The sequence below is a fragment of the Nocardia mikamii NBRC 108933 genome, from assembly GCF_001613505.1.
Lineage (GTDB): Bacteria > Actinomycetota > Actinomycetes > Mycobacteriales > Mycobacteriaceae > Nocardia > Nocardia mikamii.
The window spans coordinates 37,496-61,575 of the sequence record NZ_BDCM01000019.1 but is presented as its reverse complement, the minus strand read 5'-3'; the positions used below and the strand labels follow the sequence as shown (position 1 = coordinate 61,575).

20 protein-coding genes are annotated in these 24,080 nt (G+C 68.0%); 7 read left to right on the top strand and 13 right to left on the bottom strand.

All coding sequences use genetic code 11. The features are described from left to right. Nucleotides 1-15: 15 nt before the first annotated feature. From NMI01S_RS28305 to NMI01S_RS28270, 8 genes are all read right to left on the bottom strand, one after another. Nucleotides 16-2,592, bottom strand: coding sequence for a hypothetical protein (locus NMI01S_RS28305; RefSeq protein WP_063001768.1), 2,577 nt, complete (start codon nucleotides 2,590-2,592; stop codon nucleotides 16-18). Nucleotides 2,593-2,604: 12 nt separating this feature from the next. Beyond that, complete coding sequence (locus NMI01S_RS28300; RefSeq protein WP_063001767.1) at nucleotides 2,605-5,133, bottom strand: ATP-binding protein; 2,529 nt, start codon at nucleotides 5,131-5,133, stop codon at nucleotides 2,605-2,607. Continuing rightward, nucleotides 5,133-5,660 carry a hypothetical protein gene (locus tag NMI01S_RS28295; RefSeq protein WP_063920896.1) on the bottom strand — a complete coding sequence of 176 codons (528 nt, stop codon included), beginning with the start codon at nucleotides 5,658-5,660 and terminating at the stop codon, nucleotides 5,133-5,135. Before NMI01S_RS28295 ends, NMI01S_RS28300 begins: the two co-directional genes overlap by 1 nt. Then, the gene (locus NMI01S_RS28290) at nucleotides 5,650-5,919 is read right to left on the bottom strand and encodes a hypothetical protein (protein ID WP_036509625.1); all 270 of its coding nucleotides are present in this window, start codon (nucleotides 5,917-5,919) and stop codon (nucleotides 5,650-5,652) included. The genes NMI01S_RS28295 and NMI01S_RS28290 overlap by 11 nt, the downstream gene beginning before the upstream one ends. An 18-nt stretch (nucleotides 5,920-5,937) precedes the next feature. Beyond that, the gene (locus NMI01S_RS28285) at nucleotides 5,938-6,948 is read right to left on the bottom strand and encodes a conjugal transfer protein (protein WP_245717064.1); all 1,011 of its coding nucleotides are present in this window, start codon (nucleotides 6,946-6,948) and stop codon (nucleotides 5,938-5,940) included. Nucleotides 6,949-7,034: 86 nt separating this feature from the next. Further along, nucleotides 7,035-8,186, bottom strand: coding sequence for a GAF domain-containing protein (locus tag NMI01S_RS28280; RefSeq protein WP_281186783.1), 1,152 nt, complete (start codon nucleotides 8,184-8,186; stop codon nucleotides 7,035-7,037). 225 nt (nucleotides 8,187-8,411) lie between these two features. Further along, nucleotides 8,412-9,302: an ROK family protein gene (locus NMI01S_RS28275; protein WP_063001765.1), complete on the bottom strand. Its 891-nt coding sequence runs from the start codon at nucleotides 9,300-9,302 to the stop codon at nucleotides 8,412-8,414. A 45-nt stretch (nucleotides 9,303-9,347) separates the two neighbouring features. Continuing rightward, complete coding sequence (locus NMI01S_RS28270) at nucleotides 9,348-9,770, bottom strand: hypothetical protein (protein ID WP_146161363.1); 423 nt, start codon at nucleotides 9,768-9,770, stop codon at nucleotides 9,348-9,350. Nucleotides 9,771-10,093: 323 nt separating this feature from the next. Here NMI01S_RS28270 and NMI01S_RS28265 point away from each other — a divergent pair, with 323 nt between their 5' ends. The 3 genes from NMI01S_RS28265 (at nucleotide 10,094) to NMI01S_RS28255 (ending at nucleotide 12,867) form a co-directional block, all read left to right on the top strand. Continuing rightward, complete coding sequence (locus NMI01S_RS28265; protein WP_063001763.1) at nucleotides 10,094-10,801, top strand: MerR family transcriptional regulator; 708 nt, start codon at nucleotides 10,094-10,096, stop codon at nucleotides 10,799-10,801. A gap of 48 nt (nucleotides 10,802-10,849) precedes the next feature. Continuing rightward, nucleotides 10,850-12,355: a bifunctional phosphatase PAP2/diacylglycerol kinase family protein gene (locus NMI01S_RS28260; protein WP_063001762.1), complete on the top strand. Its 1,506-nt coding sequence runs from the start codon at nucleotides 10,850-10,852 to the stop codon at nucleotides 12,353-12,355. An 83-nt stretch (nucleotides 12,356-12,438) separates the two neighbouring features. After that, nucleotides 12,439-12,867: a DUF6508 domain-containing protein gene (locus tag NMI01S_RS28255; protein ID WP_157126412.1), complete on the top strand. Its 429-nt coding sequence runs from the start codon at nucleotides 12,439-12,441 to the stop codon at nucleotides 12,865-12,867. Here the strand turns inward: NMI01S_RS28255 and NMI01S_RS28250 are convergent. From NMI01S_RS28250 to NMI01S_RS28240, 3 genes are read right to left on the bottom strand one after another with little or no spacing between them, the layout of a single operon-like run. Beyond that, a complete protein-coding gene (locus NMI01S_RS28250; RefSeq protein ID WP_063001827.1) occupies nucleotides 12,864-13,607 on the bottom strand; it encodes an SDR family NAD(P)-dependent oxidoreductase in 744 nt (247 codons plus the stop codon). The two genes, NMI01S_RS28255 and NMI01S_RS28250, sit on opposite strands and share 4 nt — an antisense overlap. A 59-nt stretch (nucleotides 13,608-13,666) precedes the next feature. After that, nucleotides 13,667-14,605: an alpha/beta hydrolase gene (locus tag NMI01S_RS28245; RefSeq protein WP_063001760.1), complete on the bottom strand. Its 939-nt coding sequence runs from the start codon at nucleotides 14,603-14,605 to the stop codon at nucleotides 13,667-13,669. Beyond that, a complete protein-coding gene (locus NMI01S_RS28240; RefSeq protein ID WP_063001826.1) occupies nucleotides 14,602-15,978 on the bottom strand; it encodes a flavin-containing monooxygenase in 1,377 nt (458 codons plus the stop codon). Before NMI01S_RS28240 ends, NMI01S_RS28245 begins: the two co-directional genes overlap by 4 nt. Before the next feature lie 150 nt (nucleotides 15,979-16,128). On the opposite strand from NMI01S_RS28240, the gene NMI01S_RS28235 reads away from it, so the two are divergent. Continuing rightward, entirely contained in the window at nucleotides 16,129-16,758 is a 630-nt protein-coding gene (locus NMI01S_RS28235) for a TetR/AcrR family transcriptional regulator (RefSeq protein ID WP_063001759.1), read from the top strand. Nucleotides 16,759-16,896: 138 nt separating this feature from the next. Further along, nucleotides 16,897-17,601: a DUF8020 domain-containing protein gene (locus NMI01S_RS28230; RefSeq protein WP_063001758.1), complete on the top strand. Its 705-nt coding sequence runs from the start codon at nucleotides 16,897-16,899 to the stop codon at nucleotides 17,599-17,601. Between the two features lie 217 nt (nucleotides 17,602-17,818). Here the strand turns inward: NMI01S_RS28230 and NMI01S_RS28225 are convergent, their stop codons facing one another. Continuing rightward, on the bottom strand, nucleotides 17,819-19,795 hold the full coding sequence (locus NMI01S_RS28225) for an ArnT family glycosyltransferase (protein ID WP_063001757.1): 1,977 nt from the start codon (nucleotides 19,793-19,795) through the stop codon (nucleotides 17,819-17,821). 171 nt (nucleotides 19,796-19,966) lie between these two features. Between NMI01S_RS28225 and NMI01S_RS28220 the strand changes: the two genes are divergently transcribed. Together NMI01S_RS28220 and NMI01S_RS28215 are read left to right on the top strand one after the other, a co-directional pair. Further along, the gene (locus NMI01S_RS28220) at nucleotides 19,967-20,914 is read left to right on the top strand and encodes an erythromycin esterase family protein (protein WP_063001756.1); all 948 of its coding nucleotides are present in this window, start codon (nucleotides 19,967-19,969) and stop codon (nucleotides 20,912-20,914) included. Between the two features lie 142 nt (nucleotides 20,915-21,056). After that, the gene (locus NMI01S_RS28215) at nucleotides 21,057-21,779 is read left to right on the top strand and encodes an alpha/beta fold hydrolase (protein ID WP_063001755.1); all 723 of its coding nucleotides are present in this window, start codon (nucleotides 21,057-21,059) and stop codon (nucleotides 21,777-21,779) included. A 225-nt stretch (nucleotides 21,780-22,004) separates the two neighbouring features. Here the strand turns inward: NMI01S_RS28215 and NMI01S_RS28210 are convergent, their stop codons facing one another. Next, nucleotides 22,005-24,077, bottom strand: a complete 2,073-nt coding sequence (locus tag NMI01S_RS28210; RefSeq protein ID WP_063920895.1) for an ArnT family glycosyltransferase — start codon at nucleotides 24,075-24,077, stop codon at nucleotides 22,005-22,007. Nucleotides 24,078-24,080 lie beyond the last annotated feature (3 nt).

Below are 24,080 nucleotides of genomic sequence, written 5' to 3'. Positions count from 1 at the left end.
CCTTCCGACCTCGTCCTACGGCTGCAGATATCTCGCGACGTCGGCCATTCGGCTCTGCCAGTTGGGGTTGGCGTTGTTCTGGCCCCTCGGAGCCACCGAGTTCCAAGGAGTTCCCTGAGCACCGCTGGCCCAGTGGTCGGTATTCACCGCGTCGAAGACCAGCGTCCTCAGGTCTCTGATCCGGTTGGCATCGGTCACATCCTCCATCAGATGTTCGGTTGCTTTCTGGATGTCCTTGGCGTGCTCGTTGCCGATCCACTGGCTCATTCGAGCCGCACGTTCGCGAGACAGCCTGCTGGTTCCGTTGATTCCGATTCTGAGCAGGTCCTGCGCGCCTTTGTTGCTGGCGAGAGCCCCCGCAGAGAGGTCGTCACCGTCGATGACAGCCTGCAGAGCCACCATCTTTTCTTTCGTGGGGTTCAGCATGTAATCCTTGACGAAATCCCGCTCGACGCCTGACGCCGCCCCGCCGTCCAAGGCGACACCGCCACGCTTGATCCGCCGGAACGAACGCGATGCCTGCTCCAAATTCGCGAAATCGGCGGCGGTTTCCACCGCATCGCCCTTCCCGTTGACGAGCAGACGCGCCGAGTTCTGGGACCGGCGCAGCGCGGCGACCAGCAGGCTGAGGTCCTTGTCCGCCACACTCTCACTGCTGGCGTTCTCCGCGATTATCTTCCGGGACCGCCCGACGATGTGGCCCAGTCTGTCGTTCTTCAGCCCCGCACCGAGCATCGCACCGTGCGCGTCGGCGATACCACCGTCCGCATCCAGCACACCCTGAATCGCGCCGGCCATCCCGCGAACGGATTCGATTCCCCGGGAACCCCCGTATGCGCGGGCGCCTTTGCGCGCCTCCCGGCTCAACGCCTCCCACTTCGCCATGGATTGCACATACCAGCCCCTATTGCCGCCCATCCGTGGTTCCCCTACCCATACCCCGCCCTGCGCTTCGGCCGTCAACTTCTTCAACTTCGACTGCGGGTGAAAGCCGCCCGGAAGGGCGCCGAGCAGCCATTCGGTCAGAGGCGAATTCGAGATGGTGCTCGCTCCGGCCATGACCGCCATCATCGTCCCGCTGCCCAACTTGTGGTGCGCGCCCATCTCGCCCATCCCCAGCGCATGGCCCCCGCCGCCACCACCGCCACCACCGCCGCGCCCCGGGCTCTGGATGGCCAGCGCGAATCTGTTCGCCACCCATTCGTTTCCGCTGTCCAGGCTGGCGGTCAGCCGCTTGAACTGGAGCAGGCCCACGATCATGACGATGGCACCGATGACGAACACCGACATCTCCTGGCCCTTGGCCTGCCGGAACAGATCTCCGAAGAACAGGAGATAGACCCCGAGCGCGATGATCTGGACGCACATGCGCACCGCGGACATCATGCCGTGCACGACAGCGCGCACGGTGAACGTCTGGGTCGGGCCGTAAACCAGTCCGCCACCGGCGAATCCGAAGATCGTCATGATGCCCCAGTACACCGAGTCCAGGGCCGACCAGATGATCTTGAGCGACAGATAGGCGGCGAAGATGAGCAGGATCGTCGCGGTGATCAGCAGCAGCAGACCGGCGCCGATCTGCCCGAAGCTCGGGTTGTCGGCGGCGCGAGCGGCCGCCTGGTCCCCGCACGACTTCATCCCGTCCTTGATCTTGCCTTCGCTGCCCGACCGCACACCGGCCGACCAGGCCGCCGCGCATCCGGGCCGATCGTCGACGACGTGGCCGAAATTCCACACCTGCAACGGGCGGCGCGCGAAATTGTCGGCCATATCCTCCTGCAGGGTCGGCACCATGGCGGACGGATCGGGATTGCTGTTGCCGTTCAATCCCGCCGACACCGACAGTCCGACATTGCGTCCCTCGGCCAGCAGCCCGTGTGAGGACAGCACCTCACCGAGCGGATCGGACAGATAGACCGGTCCGATCACCGCGACCACGAGCATCGTGAGCACCTGGACCACGGCCTTGGCGTGAAAACCGCGCTGGAAGAAGTAGGCGGCGAAGAAGGCACCGAAGGACGCGAAGGTCGCCAGCATGATCGGCGTCGCCAGCTGCCCGGACAGGGCATGCGCCACCCCGTTCAACGGTGCGCTGAACACATTCAGCCAGCCGAAGTCGAGCACCCAGCCGACCATCCAGGTCGGCAGCGTCACCAGCACCATGAAGAAGGCGAACAGCAGGCCGAGCACGATCGCCAGCCCGGTGTTCCCAGGATGCAGGATGCCGCCGTGATTGGTCGCGTAGACGTAGTCGGCGAGCGAAACACCGTAGGAGTCACGAACTTTCGTCCAGCCCAGCGCGCTGTTGCCGCCCGGACCCTCGGTCTCGGTCTCGACGGCCGCGGTGGCGACCGCGCCGACCACCATCGGGACGACCAGGAAGACCACCCCGACGATCGCCGACCAGGTGATCCACCGGCGCCGCCGGGTCGAGGTCAGCCGGCGCCAGCAACGGCGGGCGACCACGCGCGGTTGCCACTGCTCGGCGTCCCAGAACTCGAGCTGCCGGGATGCGTCGAACAGTCGCGGACCGCGTCTGTCGAACAGTCGCGGACCGCGACGGCGCTCGAGGACGGTGCTAGAGGTACTCATCCGGACTTCCGCTCACACCGAAACCTGCCGGGCCACCGCCGACCGGCGCGCACCGGCTCCCGCGGTCTGCGGCGTACTGCCGATCGCCTCCGCGCGATCCGGCCGGGCCGGGCCGAAGACCTTTCCGCGTCCGATGCGGTTGAGCGCATCGCGCATGAACATTTCGCCGCGGCGTTCGTCCGGCACGGTGCGTCCCGGCCCGCTGGGCGGTGACGTCTCCTCCCGCAGCACCTGCAGCAGGAACGGAGTCTCGTCCAGGTCGACACCCAACCACTGCAAACTGTTGCGTGCCAGCGTTTCGTCGCGCTGCCGGAAGACGAAGCGGTTCGGGATCAGATTGTGTGCCGCGCCCTGGAAGTCGGTGGCCGGATCGTGGGAAGCCAAACCGATGGCGGCCAGGTGCTTTCGGCCGTCGCGGCTGAAATCGGATGTCACCGCCGATCCGACGTGGGTCTGGGTGAAGTGATGGGCCTCGTCCCCGACGAGGAGTCCGAACCGGCCGTTGTCGGACAGAAACGCCTCGCGCGCGGCGACTCCCACGAGTTCGTAGAGTGCGGTGCCCAGCCGCTTGGTCAGCGGCAGCCGGTTGTAGAGGTGTGGGGTGGTCAATTCCTCGGCGGTGGGCAGCGCCAGATTGTGGCTGCGCACCACGGTGGCGGCGGCATCGAGCCGCAGCACCGGCAGCGTCGGGTCGAAAAGCACCGGAACCCGATCGAGAATGGTGCCCAGGCGCGCCGCCAGATCCGCGAATTCGTCGCCGGCGCCGCTGTCGCGCAACCGGCAGACCACATCGTGCAGGTCCAGCATGCTGCGAATGCCGTGTTCGGCGATGCCGCGAGGCGTGAGCAGACTACTCATCGCCGCGCCGGCGCCGCTGGTCGGCGACAGATCGAGTAGCGGCAGAATCGAATCCAGTGTCCGCTCGCCCGCGACCCGGGGCGCGAACAATCGCAACGGGTCGAGGGAGACGGTCGGATTACTCAGATCGATGACGACGGCGTTGTCGATGGAGGCGGCGAAGTATTCCCACTCCCCCACCTGACTGCGGTCGATGGCGAGGAACTGCCCGCCCATATCATGGACGAGCACGGCCATCAGTTTCAGGAAATACGACTTGCCCGAACCCAATTCGCCGGTGACGGCGAACGAGGCGGACAGATCGTGCAGCGCCGCCTCCATGATCCCGAAATGAATCGGCTCGTAATTGCCCGAGAGCAGGTTCACCCCGATGACGGGCCCGCTGTCGTCACCGATCTGACTGGTGGTGAACGGTACGAAACCCGCCCACATATCCGAGGGCAGGATGTGCGCGAAGTCGTCGTAGGCCCGGCGGTGCGGGCTGCCGGGAATCATCATCGACCACAGATCGACCTGCGCTCCCAGCGGCGCGGTCATCTCGACCTGGAAACGCTTGTAGCGCCGCTTGAGCGTGTTGACGGCGTCCATCGTGGTCTCGTGTGAGGAGCTGCCGACCGCGATCACCGTCGTGAACGACACCTCCGACTCACCGCTGTTGACCTCGAAGTGATTGTTGTACTCGGCGAGCATCGCCGCCTTGGACATCAGCGTGTTCTGCGCGAACGAGATCTCCTGGTCACGCTGATCCATCTGTTCGCCGAGGCGGCGCAGATTCAGTTCGTTGCTCTTGAGCACGGATTCGGCCGGCTTGGTCGATACCCGCATCGCCCAGTCGACCGTGACGTCGTCCATTCCTTCGAGCACACCGAGGAATTCGCTGCCACCGGGAAAAGGCATGCCGCCGTAGGGGAATGCGTGCGGTGTGAGCATGGCCTGATAGGACGGGCGGAATTCGTAGTCGGGCTGCACCACCTTGATCACCGGTACGAACGACGGGCGCACGCGGCGGCTGCTGTCGGCCTGGGCCCCCTCGTCGAGGGCGGCGGAGCGAAACACCGCGGCGGTGGCGTCGTCGATCACTCCCGCCCGCGTGGGCGCGACCGGATCACCCGCTGCACCACGCGAAAGGTAATGCTCCCACAACCACTGGAATATCGCGGCCGGCACCGGAACCGGATCGAAGTCACCGCCGATGCGGGACAAAATCTCGTTGGCCTTCTCGTCGTACTGGTCGAGCGCCTCTCGCGAAATCGACGAGACGTCGACCGCCGTGGAACCACTGCGCCACATCCGGGAAAGCCCGGAGATCCCGGCGCCGGCATTGCCCACCGGAATGCTCAGCAGGAATATCCGCGTCTGCGGAAGAATCGCCTGCACCCGTTCGTAGGAGGCGACCACCTCGAGGGCGTAGTCCTCGCATTCGTCGAGGTCCACGCCCTCGACCATTTTGCTCAGGACGTCGAGCGTATTGAGCCGGGCCTGAATGCCCAGCAGCAGCGAACCGGCGGGCAGGCTGTTCACCAGCGCGTGGTGCGCGGACTTCACGTTGTGTTTATCACCCGATCGGCGCAGTCCGTAGCCGAGGGGATTGATGAAATAGGTGGCGGTCACCAGTCCGGCGTGCGTGAACTGGAGATTCCCGCGCACCGCCGCGGTCGGTTGTAGATCGCGAACGAATGCCATCAGCCACGCTCCCCGGCCGGCACACTGTCGTTGTCGCTCACCTTCGCCAACGTCCTACTCCATCTGTCGAGCACATTCCCGGGCAGCGCACGGGTCCGCCGTGGTTGTGGCTCCACGGCGTCGGCCCGTCGATCGGGCAGGATCACCACGATGCTCTCCTCGACGTACATCGTGTGCCGCGCGGAGTCGGGGGTCACCGGAATTCCGGAGGCGGACACCGGCTTTCGAATCAGGATCAACCGTCCCACCCACATCACGCGGGACGTCAGCCGCACACCGGTGTACGGAATCAGGCCGATGCCGAACACCACGGCGACGGTCAGGGCCACCCCGATCAAGAAGGTCACCGCCGGGTTGATCGGCAACGCCATCGCCAGGACGGAGGCCACCAGGATCACCACCACACCGGAGATGATCTGCGGCAGGGTGTACGGCCCGAACGGAAGCTTCTGCCCGTTCTGGGCCTTGCCGATCATGATCGGGACACGTTTGATCGGCGTGTAGACCTTGATCAGCTCAGTGGCCATACACCCCGCCGACGGGCTGGTCCGGCACGATGCGGTTGGAGTCCACCCGGGCGTAGTTCACCACGGTCGGCAGGATCCAGAACAGGATCGCCGCCACGATGGCCGACGCCGCGACGCCGAGCACCTTTCCGGGGGACAGTTTCGATTTCACCCCCTCGGAGATGAGCAGCGTCATACCCGCGATCGCGATGATGATGATGCCTGCCCAGCGCACGAATTGCAGGATGTTGAAGAGGATGTAGCCGAGTTGACTTCCCATGACGCCGTCCTTTCCGGATCAGTTCTGTGTCGCCGGTGGGACCGAGACCGCGGTCGACGGTGCGGTGGTCGGAGTGCCGGAAGCGGACGCCTTGGCGGAGTCCTGCGTCTGTGCGCCGGAGACGACCGCCATCGGGTTGCGCAGGGCCGGAAGGGCATCCATGGATTGCACCTGCCACTGTCCCGAGTTGCGGATCATCGTGAGCGGATAGGCCAGTGTCGGGGCGGCGCCGGCGCCGGCCTTCGGATTGATCGTGGCCAGCACTTTCGCCGAGTTCGCGCTCGCACCACAGCTCGCGTCCTCCGACGACACCGTGGTCGTCTCGACGGCCGTGTACGGGGCCGGTTGCAGGGCCGCGATCCCGGAGTTGGGCGCGACATAGCGGGCCACGTCGCCGGAGCCGGTGAGGTAGGCGGCCAGGAATCCGGATGCCACCTGCGCCAGCGGCGTCTCGGTGCCGCAGGAGATCTCGTAGTTCAGCACCAGATCGTTGCCGCGGCCGGGCGCGCCGACCGCCGACGGGAGTGCCAGCGCGCGGCGGCGGCCGTCGGCGGCGACCGAGACCGGAACGCGGTAATACTCGCGAAGTCCGCCCGCCGCACCGGTTTTCGCGACGCGGACCGATACCGTCACCGCCCAGACGTCCAAACTGCTGTTGCCGATGCTGCGCGAGGCGAAGACGACGATGGGATCGGAGACCTGCCGCGGTGTCGACGGGAGTGTCATCTGCTGTGCGTCGACGAATTCGGCGAGCTTCTCCTGCTGCCCGTTCGTCGCCGACAGATAGGTCACCACGAATTCCTGCGCGAACGATTCCGCCAATTGCGCATTTCCGACGATCGTGGTGGTCGTGGCGTCGGAAGGCCCCGGCGGCGGTGTGGCGAACCAGCTCAGTACCGCGTGCCCGCCACCGAGGACCGCCAGCACGGCGAGGACGGCGAATACGGCGTTGTCGCGGCGGCGGCGAGCGGCCATCCGGCGAAGTAACTCCTCGCCCGAATCCGCCCGTCTGCCAGCCGATGTCCGCACTCTCGAAATGGTAGAGAGCTGCACCACGTTACCCGTTTCACCTATTCCCCCGGATGGGAACTCCGCCGGCGATACCGGCGCGGGCGTCAATACACCGGACTGCGATTCATGCGAAAGGCGAGCCGGTGCTGGAGTTGATCGTCGTAACCGATCGGCACCCGATGGTGCCGCGCCGCGAACGCCTCGCGATGCGGTTCCATCATCGGGACGTCGTCGGCGACCCGAACCAGTTGCGCGATGGCCAGCTGCCGCGTCGAATATCCCGGATACGGATACAGCAGCATCGAGGTCGGCGTGTAGCCGCCGCCGTAATTGAGGGCTCGCACGGTCACTCCGGCCGTGTCCCCGGCCGCCAGCCGGCCGCTGAGTTCGATCAGCCGGCCGCGGTCGTCGGGATGGAAGACATCCACCGGGCGGAACAGGTAGTCCCAGCGCATCCACGGCGCCGGATCGGTGAGCCAGTGCGAGATGCTGGTGTGCTCGAGTTCGATGACCGCCAGATGGGTTCCGGCTCGTCGATGCGCCTCGCGCAGCCCGACGCGCTCGAGCGTCGACCACGTCGCGGGCTGATCATCGGAGGACACATCCTCGATCAGCCACCACGCGCCGCGGGTGCGGTCGTCGTCGCGCGCGCGGATGGTCACCCGCCAGCGGCCGGGCCTGCCGGAGTTGTGCGGCACCGCCACGTCGAATTGCATCTTGGCGCCGGCCTTGGGCTCGTAGAGCAGATCGAGCACTTCCGAGTGGCGATCGAAGGCCGTCATGCGGTGGAACACCTCGGCGATCGACATCCGGGGCACGTATTCCTGCACGTCCACGCCGGGTAACCGGGTGATTCCGCTGGGCTGCTGCACGGTCTGGGAGTCCAGATCCCAGATCGCGCCGACCGCGGGACGCGGCTCGGCGACCGTGGCCGCGGCCGGTCCGATCCACAGCCGCAGGCCGTGCACATCGCCGGCCGGGCCGAAGACCGGCCGCAGCTTCAGTTCGTGTTGTCCGGCCCGGGTCGGGATCCGCAGATCCACCTCCTCGGCCCGGTCCCGCGCCGAATACAGCGCATCGGCCAGCCGCGCGGTGGTGAGGCTGTCGTATACGGCCGGCATCTTCGTCAGCACCCGCTGCACGACCCGCTGCCAGCTCGCGAACTCACGCGGCGTCTCCCCCACCGATGCCACCGTCATCACGTCCGGCATCAACGTCTCAATGGTTATCCATGGGATTACTGCGTCGCTTCGCATCGCGCTCGCCCGTACCAGCCGTTCCTCCGGGGGATCTGACTCCGACGAGTCAGCTCGTTACCTGTTTAATGTACCGTTAGATAGCGGTTCAATCAACAGGGTTCGGCATTTCCGCAGGTAGCAGGTGAGCCGACCGAAGGCATAACAAACCGACCGGAGCACTTCATCCCACCATAGGACGAAACGAGCTCCGGTATCGGCTCTTCGGTACGAGGACGGTCCGGTTCAGCCGCCGGCCATGATGCCGAGCACCCCGGCGCCGGCCAGCACGCCGATGTCGTCGATCTCCGACGGGATCACCCGCAGCCCGGTGAGAAAGCCGATGCGGGCGTGCGTCGCCACCGCCGCGTTCAACGGTTTCCACAGGGCCGGACCGGCTTTGGACACCGTGCCGCCCAGCACCACCAGGTCGAAGTCGAGCAGGGGCGCCACCGAGGCGACGGCCCGGCCCAGTGCGGTACCCGCCCGCTGCAACCCCTCGGTGGCCACGGAATCCCCGTCCGCCGCCGCGGCGTTCAGTTCGGCCACCGTCGTGCCGCCGAAGCCCTGGGCCCGCGCCCAGCGAAGCAGCGACCGGCCACCGGCCACGGCCTCGACACAGCCACGACCACCGCATTCACAGGGGTCGTCGAAGCCCGGAACGAGCACGTGGCCGAAATGTCCCGCGTTGCCGGTGCGCCCGACGACGGAGAACCCGCCGACCGATACACCCGCGGTGATCCGGTCGGAGACCAGCACCGACAGCGCGTCCATGACGTCACTGGTCGCGCCGAAGTTGCGCTCGGCCAGCGACATACAGACCCCGTCGAGACCGATCTGCACATTCGCCGCCGGGAACAGTTTGCCCACCGCTTGCGTCAACGCGAAACCGGTTCGCCACTCGGGTATCTCGACGGGCGCCACCACACCGGCGGACATGTCGATCGGGCCCGGCGACGCGATTCCGACCGCGGTGACGTCCTGGCCCTCGGCCGCCTCGACGAGCAGGTCGCGGCACACTTCCCAGGTGCCGGTGACCGGTATCGGAACGCGACGGACGTCGTCTTCCTCGACATCGTCGGCCACCCGGCACGCCGCGAAGCCGTCCGCACCGATCTGCAGAGCCAGAACCGTCATTCAGTCACCCACCGCCACAATCGTTTCCATCCATCGGCGCGTTCGTCACGCACCGATCCCGGTCGGCCGCAGCCGATGCCCGAGCACGATACGCCGCCGCGGTGTGGGCGGCGCGGGTTCGGCACAGACCGGCCGCGCGCCGGTACGGATGATGCGCAGCGGGCGTTTGTGGTCGATCGGGGCGGTGCGGTGGCGATCCAGGTTCTCCACGATCTTGCCCGCGCTGTCGTAGGCGACTCCGGCCCAGATCATCGCGCGGGGGCCGTCACCGCGCGTGATGAGAGTCTGTGCGAGCTGCGAACATTCGGTCAGCAGCGGGCAGCCGGAACAGATCCGCACCGCGGCACGCCAGGATTCGGGGTTGCCCACGTCGAGATCCCAGTCGTCGGGGCCGTCCGCGCAGGGTGGCCGGTGCGCCGAGCGCACCGTCGCCGACGGCGCGGGTAGAGGTGAAAGTGCGGTCGGCACAGGGGATCCGAGGGGAAGCCGACGCGAGTGAATTGTGCTCATTTCCGTCTCCGGGGATGCCGAGGACCCACGTGTGCAATCACCGTGTGGTTCGCAGACGTGGCCCATGGTCGGGCGGGCATCGGGGCTGCTCAACAGTCCCCGGCAACCAGCAGCGAACTGCTGTACTCGGCACGTTAACCCACGATTTGGTCGGCAGCAACCACTTCCGCCGCTATTTAACGGCACATTGACCAAGTCGTTGCACGGATGTATCGTCACTTAACGGGACGTTTTTGTACGGTCCGTTTTTCTACGGGGTAAGTTGTGATTTCCTAAGAGGTATGGCTGTGCACTCGGAGTACACGATCGACGAGCTGGCGCGGGCAGCAGACACCACCGTGCGCAGTGTCCGCGTGTACCACGAACGGGGGCTGTTGCCGTCACCGGAAGTCCGGGGCCGCATCGGCTACTACGGATCCGATCACCTGGAGCGGCTGCACACGATCAGCCGGCTGCTCAGCCGGGGTATGAAGCTCAACGGGATCCGCGAACTGCTCGAGGCATGGGATCGTGGCGACGGGCTCGCCGACGTCCTCGGGGTCAGCGACGCTCCGGGCGAGCGCGAACCCGTTGCCGCACAGGAGAAGCCGAACAACGACGATCCGCTCGCGGATCTGCCCGACTACGTCAAACAGGCACTGGCCGGCAGTTCCGACCCCTTGGATGCCTATCGGGTCGCCAATCCGCGCTGCGGCGACCTCGCCGCGCGCCTCATCGACAGCGGGGTGCCCGACACCACCGCCTTCCAGCTCGTCGAGCGGCTGCGCGCGGACTGCAACCAGATCGCCGACCGCTATGCCACCGAATTGTTCTACTGCCTGGCCGGGCAGGCCTACGAGCGCTCCCAGCGCGACAGCAAGGACCGCGCGCGGCTGGAAACCGAGGTGGCCATCGCCCGCCTGATCGTCACCCGCGCCGCCTCCGAACTCATCGACCAGGCCTTCGCCCGGCACGCCGAACTGCCCGCGCCCAACGAGCCCGCCCGATAAGTCCGGTTGTTCGCTGTGTCCGGCGCACCGGGCCGGTAGGCTCTGGGAATGCGCAGGCCTCTCGTCCCGCGGCGAGTTCGCGGAATCAACACGCTGGATCGGCGACTGGTCGACCGCAGCGCGCGGATGCGGCCCAGTGCCGCCGATACCGTGCTGCGCTCGCTGAGCCACGCCGCCAATGCCAATCGGCTGTGGATCGCGGCGGGCGTGGGTGCCATCGCCTTCGGGACCACGGCCCAGCGCCGTGCCGGGGCGCGCGGGCTCGTCGCCGTCGGCATCGCGAGCGGGCTGGCCAACGGCGTCGGCAAACCACTGTTCCCGCGGCGCCGGCCCCCTGCCGAGGCGGTGCCGCAGATGCGGCGCCTGATCTCGCCGCCGATCTCCTCGTCGTTCCCCTCCGGCCACGCCGCCTCGGCGGCGGCCTTCGTCACCGGAGTGGCGCTGGAATCGCCGGCGCTGGCGGTCGCGGCGGCACCGGTGGCGGCGGCGGTCGCGTATTCGCGGGTCCATGTGGGCGTGCACTGGCCCACCGACGTGTTCGCCGGCGCGGCACTCGGCGCCGCCGTCGCGGTGGGCACCAGGCGGTGGTGGGCGGTGCGTCGCGACGAACCCGCGACGGTCGGCCCGGCACAGCGGATCGAACCCCTGATCGGCGGCGAGGGCCTGCTGTTGGTCGCGAATCCGAATGCCGGTAGCGGCGACGGCGGCGGACTCCTGGCCGATCTGATCCGGAAGCTGCCGGAGGTGGTCCTGCTCGAACTCGGCGACGACATCGACCTGGACGCCGAGATCGACACCCGGGTGCGATCCGGCTCGATTCGCGCGCTCGGCGTTCTGGGCGGGGACGGCACGGTCTCGGCGGTCGCGGAAGCGGCTGTGCGGCACGGGCTCCCGCTGGCCGTCTTCCCGGGCGGCACCCTGAACCATTTCGCGCGCGATGTGGGGGTCGAGGATATCGCCGCCACCGTGATCGCGCTCTCCTCCGGCCAGCTGGCGCTCGCCGACACCGCGCGGGTGCGCCTGGACGACGGCAGCGAACGCACGCTGGTGAATACCGCGAGCCTCGGCGGTTATCCGGATTTCGTCCGGCTGCGCGAACGCTGGGAACATCGCATCGGCAAATGGCCGGCCGCCGCGGTGGCGATGGTCTGCGTGCTCGTGCGCGCCCAGCCGCTGCGCGCCACCATCGACGGCGAGCCGGCCTCGGTGTGGATGTTGTTCGTGGGCAACGGAACCTACCGCCCCGGCGACCAAGTACCCACGGCCCGAACCGATCTGCACGGCGCGGGCCTCGATATCCGGTATCTGCGGGCCGATCGGCGGTTCTCGCGGTCGCGGCTGATCTGGGCCTCGCTCACCGGAACCCTCGGCGATTCGCCCACCTACGTCCATCGGCGTGCGGACAAGTTGCGGGTTCGCGTGGACGGCCCGCCGATTTCGCTGGCCACCGACGGCGAAGTCGACACGCGCGGTACGTCTTTCGAGTTCATCGGTGATCCGGCGACACTGCCGGTATTCCGGGTTGCCGACCGCGATTCGAGGCCCCGCCGCTAGCCGGCACCGGAGACTGCGCCGCGAAGAAGTACACACCTCATGGTATGAAATCCCTAGTTTTCACATGACGGAGGTGTCGGATCGTGACGCAGGCCAATCCCATGACGGTCGAATCGGCCGAGGCCGCACTGGCGCGGCTCACCGCACACGATCGCGGAGTGCTCACCGATCTGGTGTGCCGGGTCGACAAAGCCGCCTCCGGCACCGCCGCCGCAGCCCGGTCACGGAAGGCGCCGGTACTGGACGAGGTGGTGCGCTTCCTGGTCGATCGGCATCTGCTGCTGGCCCACTTCAATTGGGGCGCTTGGGAAGAAGGGCAACAGGCGATCCAGCGCCGCGACCGTGCGGCGCTGGCGACCTGCACGGCCCAGCAGTGCTTGCAGTATCTCACCCTGCTGGTCCGCGCGGACCGCTTCACCGAGGGCACGCTGGCGTCGGCCCTCGAGTCGGGGCTGATGCAGGCGTTACTGCACCGCCTGCACCAGCACACCTACCCGCACGCGGGACGTTAACCCTCGGCCAGCGCGCGCACTCGGGCGAGGACGTCGGGATAGCGCTTCAGATGTGCGCCGCCGTTGAGATCGATGGCCGCACCGGTCATCCAGCTCGCCCGATCGGAGGCCAGGAAGGCCGCCATCTCGGCGATCTCCTCGGGCCGGCCGCTGCGCCCGAGCGGGGTGTTCTCGAGGTACTCCTCGGTCAACCCCGGCACATACGCGATACCGGCGACGAGCGGGGTGTCGACCAGGCCCGGACTGATCGCGTTCACCCGGATGCCGCGCTCGGCCAACTCCAGCGCCGCGACCTCCACCAGCATCAGCACACCCGCCTTGGCCGAGCAGTAACCGGCCATTCCGGTGCCGGGCTGGCGGCCGTTGAGGGAGGCGATGCAGGTGATGGATCCGCCGTCGGCCAGGTGGCGGCCCGCGTACTTGATCGCCAGGAACGATCCGGTGAGGCAGACGTCGACGGTCGTCTTCCAGTGCGCCAGTTCGAGTTCGGTGATCGGGCCGGGCAGTGACAGCCCCGCGCAGTTCACCACCGCGTGGAGGTCGCCGGCCGCGTCGAAGCCGGCCGCCACCGAGGCCTCGTCGGTGACGTCGAGCGCCACCGCGCTCGCCACACCGCCGATCTCCGCCGCCACCGTCCGTGCCGCCTCGAGATTCACATCCGCGACCACGACACGAAAACCGTCGCGCGCCAACGCATGTCCGGTGGCGCGGCCGATGCCCGAGCCACCGCCGATCACCATCGCGCCGCGTGTGCCCGCCGCGGCTTCGGGTACGTTCGCCGCGGCGCCGGGTGTGCTCATCACTGCGCCTCCCGGGTGGTCGCGCGCTGCGCGGCGAGATGGCGGGTCAGGAAGTGCACCTGATGGTCGACGGCGGGCTCGAACCACTCGTTGCCGGCGAAGATGTCGAAGTGGTCGCACGGATAATGGCGCACCTCGGCACGTGCCGCGAAGGCGGCCTTGGCCGCCGCGTGGGCCGGCGCGGCCCGGTCGAAGTCGGCGATCTGCATCAGCACCGGCGCGGTGATGCGCGCGGCTCGCCGATCGGCGCGGTAGTTGCCCAGTTCCAGCCCGATCGCCGCGTCGACCTCGTTGCGCCAGGTCGGACCGGCCAGTGCGGTATAGCTCTCGTAATAGCCGTCCGCGGTCAGAGCGGCATGCTCGCCGGGCCTGCCGACCAGCGGCATCATCACCCGATTGCCGCCGAACCGCCCGGCCAGGGCGCTGCGCACGCTCGACACCGTGGATTTCGCGATCGCCGCCGCGCCGACCTGCGCGAAAGCGACTCGGCCCGCGGCCAATCCGTTCACCAGCGGGACCAGAGCCACGACCGCGCAGATGTCGGAGCGATCCGCGGAGACAGTGAGGGCATGGCCACCGGCCAGTGAGATGCCCCATGCCACCAGGCGATTCGGATCCACACCGGGCTGTCGCGCGGCCGCGGACAGGGCGGCACGGTAGTCCTCGGCCTGCGCGGCCATCGAGACCCGCTGCCGAGGTTCACCGGCGGAGGCGCCGAAACCACAGTAGTCGAAGGCGAATACGGCGAGTCCGGCCGCGGCGAGGCGCTGCGCGAACGGTTCCAATCCGGAATCCTTCGTCCCACCGAATCCGTGTGCCATCACCACGACCGGCCGGCCCTCGGGACCGTCGAACGGGCCGTCCGCCGCGCCCTCGAAAAACCATGCGTCACAGGTGGTTCCGCCGGAGGTGAAGTCGACCTGCCGATACGTCGTCACTGCGCCACTCCCACCGGTCGATCCGCCTCCGCCACCCGCGCCCACGGTGGTGGCCCCGCCACCCGCGCTCGTTCGGCGCCGGCCGGAATCTCGCGGGCCCGCATATCGTGCTCGTAGAGGAAGTAGTCCACCTGCTGGGTGTGCCGGGCGCTGGGCACCATATGGCCGGTGTAGTGCTGCTGTTCGGCGACGATCACCCGCCGCATCTCCGGCGCGGACGGCAACCGGTAGCGGCCCACCGCATACGCTCCGATCAGTCGCGCCTGACATTCGACGAACGGAAACAAAGTCGGGGTGGACTGAGCGAATCCAGCGAAGGCCAGATCCTCGATCCCGGGCAGGAACATCCGCTTGTACAGGTCGATCTTGTTGTCCGGAGCGCTGATGAACTCCGGGTCGAAGAACGGGAAGGTGATGTTGTAGCCGGTGGCGTAGATGATGATGTCGAAATCGTCGGCGGTGCCGTCCGCGAAATGCACGGTGGCGCCGTCGAATCGGTCGATATTCGGTTTCGGGATCACATCGCCCGAACCCAGCCGCAGCGGCAGTTCCACCGACTGGGTCGGATGCGCCTCGAAGAATTTGTGATTCGGCTTGGGCAGGCCGTAGTTCTCCGGCCGCCCCGCCGTCAGCGGCTGTCCCCATTGCGCGACCTTGCGCTGCCAGGAGAACGGGATGTACGGGCTGGTGCGGTAGTACTTGTCGGCCGGCTTACCGGCGATGTATTTCGGCACGATCCAGGCGCCGGAGCGGGTGGACAACGTCAGCTTGTTGCCCAGCGCTTTCGACGACAGTTCCACCGCGATATCGGCGGCACTGTTACCCAGTCCGACCACCAGGATGCGCTGATCGGAGAAGTCCATCGGGGTGCGCGGATCGATGTAGTGATGGGCGTGCATGGTGCGGCCGGTGAATTCACCCGGGAATTCCGGATAGCGCGGATCCCAGTGATGACCGTTGGCGACGACCAGGAAATCGAAGTGGCGCACCTCGTTTCGCTGGGTATGCAACTCCCAGCCGCCACCCGGCAGGCGCCGCGCGTGTTCCACACCGTTGCCGAATTCGATGGAACGGTAGAGATCGAAGGCGGCACAGTAATCGTCGAGATACTGCTTGATCTGGGTGTGGTGCGGGAAGTCCGGGAATTCCTCGGGCATCGGGAAGTCGCGGAACGACAGCTGATGTTTGGAGGTGTCGATGTGCAGGGAGCGATATGCGCTGCTGTGCCCGTTCGGATTGCCGAAGGCCCAGTTGCCGCCGACTCGGTCCGAGGATTCGAAGCACACATACGGCACCCCGTAGTCGCCGAGCATCTTGCCGGCGGTCAGACCGCTGATCCCGGCGCCGATGACCGCGGTACGCGGTTGATACATCACCACTCCTTTCACGCCATGGGCGTGTAGACAGATTCTTGATAGTGTCTACTAGTAGACACATTCTCAGATCTGTCCACACATTGCTAGGGTTTTCCCGAAACCGGTCGGCAGCGGACCGGTGCGGGTGTGCGGCGAAAGGGGCGGCGGATGAGCGAGACGACAACCACGACGGTGGTCGACCGGCTCTTGGAGGCGACACAGAAATTACTGGCCGCCAAGGGAATTCGAGCCACCACGATGATGGAGGTGGCCGAGGAGGCGGGCGTCTCGCGCGCCTGGCTGTACCGGCACTTCCCGGACAAACCCGCGCTGATCGGCGCCGCGATCGTGCGGCTCACCGACACCTGGTGGAGCGACGCGCGCGCCGAACTCGACCGCATCGACACCTTCGCCGAACAACTCACCATCGGCGTGCGCATCGGCCGCGGCGCCTACGACGACCCGGGCGCGCTGCTCATGCGCCTGCGCTCCTCCGAACCCGAGGAGTTCGCGGCCTGCGCGGGCGCCGGCGTCACCGCCCTCGTCCCCGCCCTGGCCGCGTTCTGGCGCCCCTACATCGATCGCGCCGCCGAGCGCGGCGAAGTACATCCCGGACACGACCTGGACGAAGTCGCCGAGTGGGTGGCCCGGATCCTGATCAGCCTCGGCACCGTCCCCGGCGACACCATCGACCCCGACGACCCCACCGCGGTGTCGCACCACCTGAACACCTACCTTCTGCCCGCTCTGCGCCACGCTCCCGGCGGCACTTCCCAGCGGAGCCGCCGCACGACCTGACCAGGACATTCGGCGCTGCCGCGCCCACTTCACGCCACTCGGCTCCCCCTGCCGAATGGAAAATGGAAATCATTTCCGTTAATGTCTGAGCCCGCTCCATCGAGCGCTGCGCAGAACACAGAACGGAACAGAGATCAGATGAACAAGATCACCCGCATGACCGTCACGGCGATGACGGTGGTGAGCGCGTTGGGCGCCGGATCGGCTATCGCATCGGCCGCCCCCACGCCGGCAGATCACGTCCTGAGCACCGAGATCTTGCCTGGCGTGCAGTACACCGGTTCCACCACGGATCAGTCCGTGGTGATCGAGACCGCCACCGCCACCCTCGTCACCGCGGGAGGGCAATTCCAGGTGCGCGACGCCTCCGGCGCCACGGTCGCTGGAGTCCCCGAATTCGCGGTCGAGCCGAAGGCTCTGGCCGCCACGCACGCCGCGCCGGAGGTGCGCGCAGCGGCCCGCGCCGCCACGCCGGAACTGCACCTGGACAACATCGACGGCGATCCGCAGACCGAACGTTTCGATGCCGCGATCCAGGCGGCCATCAACGAATTCGGCCTGGCCACCAGCGTCGGAACGATGACCGGCGGCCTCATCGGCCTCGCGGTCGGCTGCGGAGTCGGCGCCGTAGCGGGCGCGGTATTCGGCGCTCCCGTCCTCGACGCCGCGGGACTCACCCTCATCGCCGGCTGCCTGGCCGGAGCGGGCGTCCTCGGCGGTATGGGCGCCATTCTCGGCGCCGCCCTCCTCGGCGTCCCCGTCGGCATCGCCTCGGCAATCAAGTTCCAGCACACCATGAATCAGCCGTACGAACAGCACACCCACGACAACGACAGCAACTGAGGCAGCGATCGGCCGTGAGCGAACCGCCGCACACGCCCCCTGCGCCCCGGACAACCACCCGCCGCGGCGCTGAACAGCACGGTTCGCCTCGACCATCCCTTTCCGATCGCCATCCCCTGGACGGCACTCGAATTCGGTTGAGCGGGCGGGTGTTTCGAAGTAAAGTCGCCGAACGCGAATCGGGCCCCGCGATCGATCGCGGGGCCCGATTCCGTCGTCAGCTGGTGGGTTGGGTCAGGTCGTAGACGGTCGTCCCGCCCACAGTTATCGCGGTGTAATGGGATTCGACCCAGCTGGTGATCTCGCTCGCGCTGCCGGAACCGCCGCCCGGGCCGCCGCGGCCGCCCGGGCCGCCGCCCGCGAAGAAGTAGTGGATGTCACCGTTGTTCACGTAGTCCTGGAATTGGGCCAGGGTGGGCGAGTTGTCGCTGCCGGTGAAACCGCCGATCGCCATGATCGATGTGCCGGTGGACAATTCGAGACTGCCCGCCGATTGCGAGCCGACCGTGGCCGCCGCCCAGCGGTTGGTCGCACTCTTCAGCAGTTCCCTCAGGGCGGTGTTGTCGGAGGCGCCTCCACCGGGACCGCTGTTGCGCGTGCCGGTCGATGAGCCCGTGGAGTCGGCACTGCCGGGCGCACGCCCGGAGTTTCCGCCGGGAGGCATGCCACCCAACCCGCCCATGCCGTGGCCGCTGTTGGGCCCGGAGGTCGGAATCGACCCGCTGTGCGGGGTCGCCGCGGTCTCCAGGGCGTAGGCGGTGCTACCGGCGAATCCGAACAGCAGTCCGGCCGCGGCGACCACCAGGGTCATCTTGCCGAGGGCGTGCGCGCCGGCGATGAGGATCGCCGCGACCACGATCGAGCCGACCAGCACGATCCAGCGCAGCGCCGGATACCAGCCGGGTGTGCGATCCAGCAGGACGAAGTTCCAGACGCCGGTCGCCGCCAGCATCAGACCCAATGCCGCACGCGCCGAACGAAACTCACGTCCGCGCCACAGTTCCACCGCCGCGATGCCGACCAGCGCGGCGATCGCCGGCGCCAAGGCCACGGTGTAGTAGGGGTGAATGGTGCCCTGCATGAAACTGAAGACCATGCCGGTGACCAGCAGCCAGCCGCCCCAGAGAAGCAGGCCCGCGCGGATGCGTCCGGTGCGGGGGGTGCGCCGGGTGAACCACAGGCCGGCCACCAGCCCGATCAGCGCCGCCGGGAGCAGCCATGAGATCTCGGTGCCCATCGAGTCGCCGAACAGGCGGGTGATGCCGGTGCTGCCACCGAATCCGGTGTTGCCGCCGCCACCGGGGCCACCGCCGTTGCCCTCGCCGCCCATCACACGGCCGAGACCGTTGTAACCCAGGGCGAGTTCGAGCAGGCTGTTGTCGGTGGAGCCGCCGATGTAGGGGCGCGAATCGGCGGGCCACAGGCTCACCAGTGCGACGAACCAACCGCCCGAGATAATCAGGGCGACAACAGCTCCCAGGAGTTTGAGAATCCGGGCGCGCAACGCGATCGGCGCGGCGACGAGGAACACCAGGCCCAGCGCGGGCAACACCAGGAAGGCCTGCATCATCTTGGTGAGGAAGCCGAAACCGACCGCCACCCCGGCCGCCGCCAGCCAGCGGCCACTGCCCTTCTCGGTGGCGCGGACGGTGCAATAGGCCGCCGCGACCAGCAGCAGGACCAGCAGAGCGTCCGGGTTGTCGAACCGGAACATCAGCGCCGCGACGGGAGTCAGCGCCAGCGCCGCACCCGCGATCAGACCGGCCGCCGGACCGCTCCAGCGCCGCACCGCCCCGTACACCAGCCCGACCGACGCCACACCCATCAGCGCCTGCGGCAGCAGCAGCGAGAAGGAACCGAATCCGAGCAGCCGACCGGACAAGCCCATCACCCACAGCGCGGCGGGCGGTTTGTCGACGGTGATGGCGTTACCGGAGTCGAGCGATCCGAACAGCAGCGCCTTCCAGCTCTGCGTGCCGGCCTGCACCGCGGCGGCATAGAAGTCGTTGGCCCATCCGGACGCGCTCAGACCCCACAGGTACAGCAACGCGGTCGCGCCGAGCAGCACCAGTAGCCCGGGCCGCGCCCATCGCGGTTGGTCGGAAGGGCCCGACAAGAGAGCTCCCCACCGCGCGGGCTGCGGTGGCGACCCGGTCGGCTCGGCCTGCCGGCGCGGCGCCTCTGTGATCGTCATACGGTTCTCCTCCGCCTCGCTCGCCGGGCTGTCTGCCGCGGCCGTTGCATCGAGGATCGCGTCCGGAGGTGGGTCGGCTCTTTGCCGAACCTATGCGCCGACTGTGAGGGAAGAACCGGAACGAGCGGTACGACTTGACCTGAACCACACTCGAGGTAAGACGGTGGTCGCATGACGACTTCCACGAGCGCCGTAACACTGTGGATCGAGCGGCACGCTCATCCCCTGACCGTGTCGGACCCGAGCGGGCCGGTGACCGATCTGGCGCCGCTGCGGGAGATGGCCGGTCCCGCCACCGTCGTCGCGCTGGGCATGTCGACCCGCGACACCCACGAACTGTCCGTCCTCGCCCACCGCATGCTCCGCTATCTCGTGGAGTACCTGGGGTTTCGCAGCCTGGTGCTGGAAGGTGACGACGCGACCAGCACCGCGATCGACACGTACGTGCGCACCGGGGCCGGTGATCCGCGCGCCCTGCTGGCGGCGGCCCGATCGTTCTGGCGCACCGAGGAACTGCTCGACGTCGTGGAATGGGTGCGTCTATACAACCGGCAGCATCCGGGCGATCCGGTGCGGATCGCCCATCCGGAAGCCGATCGGCACGTGACGGCGCAGTCGGGCGACCTCGGCGACATCGAAAAGATGCTGGCCGACAATGTGATCCGCTGGCAGGAACGCACCGGTCACAAAGTGGTCTACTGGGGCGGGACGACGCACACGGTCGACGCGGCGGCGCGAACTGTGCTGCTCGGCGATCACCGGGTCACCCGCCGCAGCGCCGGCAGCCATCTCCGGCAGCGTTATGGCGCCGGATATGTCTCGGTGGGCATGACCTTCGACCACGGCTCGACCGCCCACACCTTCCCGTCTCCGCCGGCCGACTTCGCCGAAGCCGTACTCGGCCGCGTCGATCTGGATGCCTATCTGCTGGATCTACGCACCCCGGGCCCGGACTCGGTGCGCACCTGGCTCACCGAGCCCGCGAAGACTCGTTTGATCGGGCCCGTGTACGCCTCGGAGAACGATGACGCGTTCCACCTCTCGGGCGGGTCTCTCGGCGAATGGTTCGACCTCGTCGTCCACCACCGGACGGTGACGTCCATTCGGCCACTCGGGTGACACCGTGGATGAGACGGCGGTGGCGGTGTCCTGATCCGAGGGATTCGCGACCTGCACCGAGGGGCGCACGGCGTTCGATCGGCCGAGACTCGACACGCACGCCAGATCCGGTGTGACGAGTTTCCACCGAAAGGAAAACCCCATGTCCGCCTCCAGCACCCCGACCGTGATTCTGGTCCACGGCGCGTTCGCCGACGCCGCCAGTTGGGCGCCCGTCACCGAAGGATTACTCGCACAGGGCATTCCGGTGCTCGTGCCGCCGGTGTACAACCGCAGCCTGGCCGCGGACGCGGCGTCCGTCCGCACGGTGGCCGAGAGTATCGACGGTCCGGTGCTGCTGGCCGGTCACTCCTACGGCGGCGCGGTCATCACCGTCGCCGGTGCGGCCGAGAATGTCGTCGGGCTGGTCTATGTCGCCGGTTACGCTCTCGAGGAAGGGGAAAGTCTCGGCCAACTGCAGGGCGGCTTCCCGGATTCCGACCTGGCCGCTCATCTGGTCTACTCCCCGTTCCCCGTCGAGGGTGCCGAGCCGGGCACGGACGTGTCGGTCGAGATCGACGCCTTTCCGGCAGTTTTCGCAGCGGGAGTCGATCCGGCCCGGGCGCGGGTGTTCGCCGTCTCGCAGCGCCCGCTGGCGGCATCCGCATTCGCCGAGCCCGCGTCGGTCGCGGCATGGAAGACCACACCGGGCTGGGGCATCGTCTCCGCCGCCGACCACACCATCAATCCCGACGTCGAACGCTTCGGCTACCAGCGGGCCGGCCTGCGCAAGGTCGTCGAACTCGACGCTCCGCACCTGGTCATGCACACCCACCCCGACGAGGTGGTCGCGGTCATCTCCGGCGCCCTCGCCGAACTGTCCTGACCCGCACGCAGGACCACCCGGCACACGGCATGCGAATCACTACCAGCACGCGCAAGCGCATCGCCCTTCATCCGCATTGCCGGCCACATCGTGCACGAACGGGCCGCCCGGACGAACACCGGCCGACTCGCTCCGGCGGTGACCAGTCGCATCGTCCGGCCGATATAGGCGTCCGGCCGCGGATGGCCGCATCCGTCACGGAATGCGGCAACCCGCGGCCGGAGTTCAGGCGGTCAGGTCGTAGACCGTCACTGCGTCGATGGTCCGGGCGGCGAAGTTCGTCGCTACCCACTGGGCGATGTCGGAGGCCTCGTGGCTGCCGCCGCCTGCGGCACCGCGCATTCCGGCCATACCTTCACCGCCGATGAAGTAGTGGATCTCGTGCTGGGCGACGTACTGCTGGAACTGCGCCAGGGTCGGCGACGGATCGGTGCCGTTGAATCCGCCGACCGCCATCACCGGGTCGCCGGTCGCGAGTTGGTAGGCGGCGGCACTGTTGGAGCCGACCGCGGCGGCTACCCAGGTGTAGGCGCCGGCGTTGTCGCTCAGTGCCGCAGCCAGATTCGAGCCGACGGTGATACCGCCCAGGAGCCCGCCCATCGGTCCGCCCGCGTGCGCAGTCGCACCGCTCGTGGATTGCCCACCGGGCGTCGCACCGAATTGGCTGTTCCCCGTGCCGGATTGGCTGGTTCCGGTGTCGGTTTGCGCGCCGGGCGACGATTGCGAACCACCGGCGGCAGACCCCGGCTGCGCGCCGTTCGTGGGCCCGGTTCGCCCACTGCCGGAGGCATTTCCACCCTGTCCACCGGGCGCACCACCCGGCGGCATCCCGGCGAAGCGCCCGCTGGACGGCCCGGCGGACGGGATCGCCCCGGTGTGCGGAGTCGACGCCGTCGCCACCGCGTAGGCGGTCGGTCCTGCCAGTCCGGCGGCCAGCGCGACGGCCACCACCGCCGCACCGAGTGCCCGCGGCAACCGGGAGACGACCAGCAGCAGCGCCGCCGCGCCCACACCGACCACCGCGATGACGGGACGCAGCCACGGATTCCACTCGCTGGTGCGCGCCAGCAGGATGCAGGCCAGGACGGTCGTCACCACCAGCGTGCCCGACAGTACGGCGGTCGCGCGAAGGTCGTTGCGCCGCAACCACAGTTGCCGGGCGCCGATCGCCACACTGCCGGCGACGGCCGGGGCCAGCGCCACCGTGTAGTAGGGGTGCAGGATGCCGCTCGCGAAGCTGAAGATCCCGCCGGTGAGCACCAGCCAGCCCAGCCACAGCAGCAGCGCCGCGCGCGCCGGGTCGGTGCGGGGTGCGCGGCGGGTGAGCCACAGACCGGCCACACCGAGGATCAGCGCCGCGGGGATCAACCAGGAGATCTGGCCGCCCATTTGGGAGCCGAACAGCCGCGCCCAGCCGACGTCGTGGTTCATATTGCCCAGCCCACCGACCTCGTCACCGGTGAGCCGGCCGAAACCGTTGTAGCCCAAGGTCAATTCGAGCACGCTGTTGTGCTGGGAACCGCCGATGAAGGGCCGCGAGGAGACCGGCCACAGCGCGACGACGGCCAGATACCAGCCCGCGGACACCACCATCGCGAGCACGGCCGACACGGAGCGGACAACCCTGGTTTTCCACGGCACCTGGGCCGCGAGCAGATACACCACCGCGAACACCGGCAGCACGATGAACGCCTGCATCATCTTCGCCAGGAATCCGAATCCGACGGCCACCCCCGCCAATGGCAACCACCATGCGGCACTGCCCTTTTCGATGGAGCGCAGCACGCAGTAGGCGGCGGCGGTCAGCAACAGCACGAGCAGGGCATCCGGATTGTCGAAGCGGAACATCAGCGCCGCGGCCGGCGTGAGCGCCAGCACCGCGCCGGCCAGGATGCCGGGCCAGTGACCGGCGACCCGCCGCACCCCCGCGTACAACACGGCGACGGCGGCCACGCCCTCCACCGCCTGCGGTACCAGCAGACTCCACGAGTTGAAGCCGAAGACGCGCGCGGAGATGTCCATGACCCACAGCGCGCCGGGCGTCTTGTCCACGGTGATCGCGTTGGCGGCATCGCTGGATCCGAACAGCATCGCCTTCCAGCTCTGCGATCCGGCCTGTACGGCCGCGGCATAGAACTCGTTGGCCCAACCGCCGGCACCGAGATCCCACACGTACAGCAGCGCGGTGGCCGCCAGCAGCGCCACCAGCGACAGCTGCCGCCACCGCGGGCTCGCGGTCCGCGGCGGTGGCGGTTCGGTCACCGCGATCGGGGGCGTGTCCAGCACAGTCGTCGTCATACG

What these genes read in the sequence shown, in the direction of transcription:
- NMI01S_RS28305 (WP_063001768.1), bottom strand. Translation starts at nt 2,592, where the DNA reads ATGAGTACCTCTAGCACCGTCCTCGAGCGCCGTCGCGGTCCGCGACTG.
- NMI01S_RS28300 (WP_063001767.1), bottom strand. Translation starts at nt 5,133, where the DNA reads ATGGCATTCGTTCGCGATCTACAACCGACCGCGGCGGTGCGCGGGAAT.
- NMI01S_RS28295 (WP_063920896.1), bottom strand. Translation starts at nt 5,660, where the DNA reads ATGGCCACTGAGCTGATCAAGGTCTACACGCCGATCAAACGTGTCCCG.
- NMI01S_RS28290 (WP_036509625.1), bottom strand. Translation starts at nt 5,919, where the DNA reads ATGGGAAGTCAACTCGGCTACATCCTCTTCAACATCCTGCAATTCGTG.
- NMI01S_RS28280 (WP_281186783.1), bottom strand. Translation starts at nt 8,186, where the DNA reads ATGCGAAGCGACGCAGTAATCCCATGGATAACCATTGAGACGTTGATG.
- NMI01S_RS28275 (WP_063001765.1), bottom strand. Translation starts at nt 9,302, where the DNA reads ATGACGGTTCTGGCTCTGCAGATCGGTGCGGACGGCTTCGCGGCGTGC.
- NMI01S_RS28265 (WP_063001763.1), top strand. Translation starts at nt 10,094, where the DNA reads ATGGCTGTGCACTCGGAGTACACGATCGACGAGCTGGCGCGGGCAGCA.
- NMI01S_RS28260 (WP_063001762.1), top strand. Translation starts at nt 10,850, where the DNA reads ATGCGCAGGCCTCTCGTCCCGCGGCGAGTTCGCGGAATCAACACGCTG.
- NMI01S_RS28250 (WP_063001827.1), bottom strand. Translation starts at nt 13,607, where the DNA reads ATGGTGATCGGCGGTGGCTCGGGCATCGGCCGCGCCACCGGACATGCG.
- NMI01S_RS28240 (WP_063001826.1), bottom strand. Translation starts at nt 15,978, where the DNA reads ATGTATCAACCGCGTACCGCGGTCATCGGCGCCGGGATCAGCGGTCTG.
- NMI01S_RS28235 (WP_063001759.1), top strand. Translation starts at nt 16,129, where the DNA reads ATGAGCGAGACGACAACCACGACGGTGGTCGACCGGCTCTTGGAGGCG.
- NMI01S_RS28230 (WP_063001758.1), top strand. Translation starts at nt 16,897, where the DNA reads ATGAACAAGATCACCCGCATGACCGTCACGGCGATGACGGTGGTGAGC.
- NMI01S_RS28225 (WP_063001757.1), bottom strand. Translation starts at nt 19,795, where the DNA reads ATGACGATCACAGAGGCGCCGCGCCGGCAGGCCGAGCCGACCGGGTCG.
- NMI01S_RS28220 (WP_063001756.1), top strand. Translation starts at nt 19,967, where the DNA reads ATGACGACTTCCACGAGCGCCGTAACACTGTGGATCGAGCGGCACGCT.
- NMI01S_RS28215 (WP_063001755.1), top strand. Translation starts at nt 21,057, where the DNA reads ATGTCCGCCTCCAGCACCCCGACCGTGATTCTGGTCCACGGCGCGTTC.
- NMI01S_RS28210 (WP_063920895.1), bottom strand. Translation starts at nt 24,077, where the DNA reads ATGACGACGACTGTGCTGGACACGCCCCCGATCGCGGTGACCGAACCG.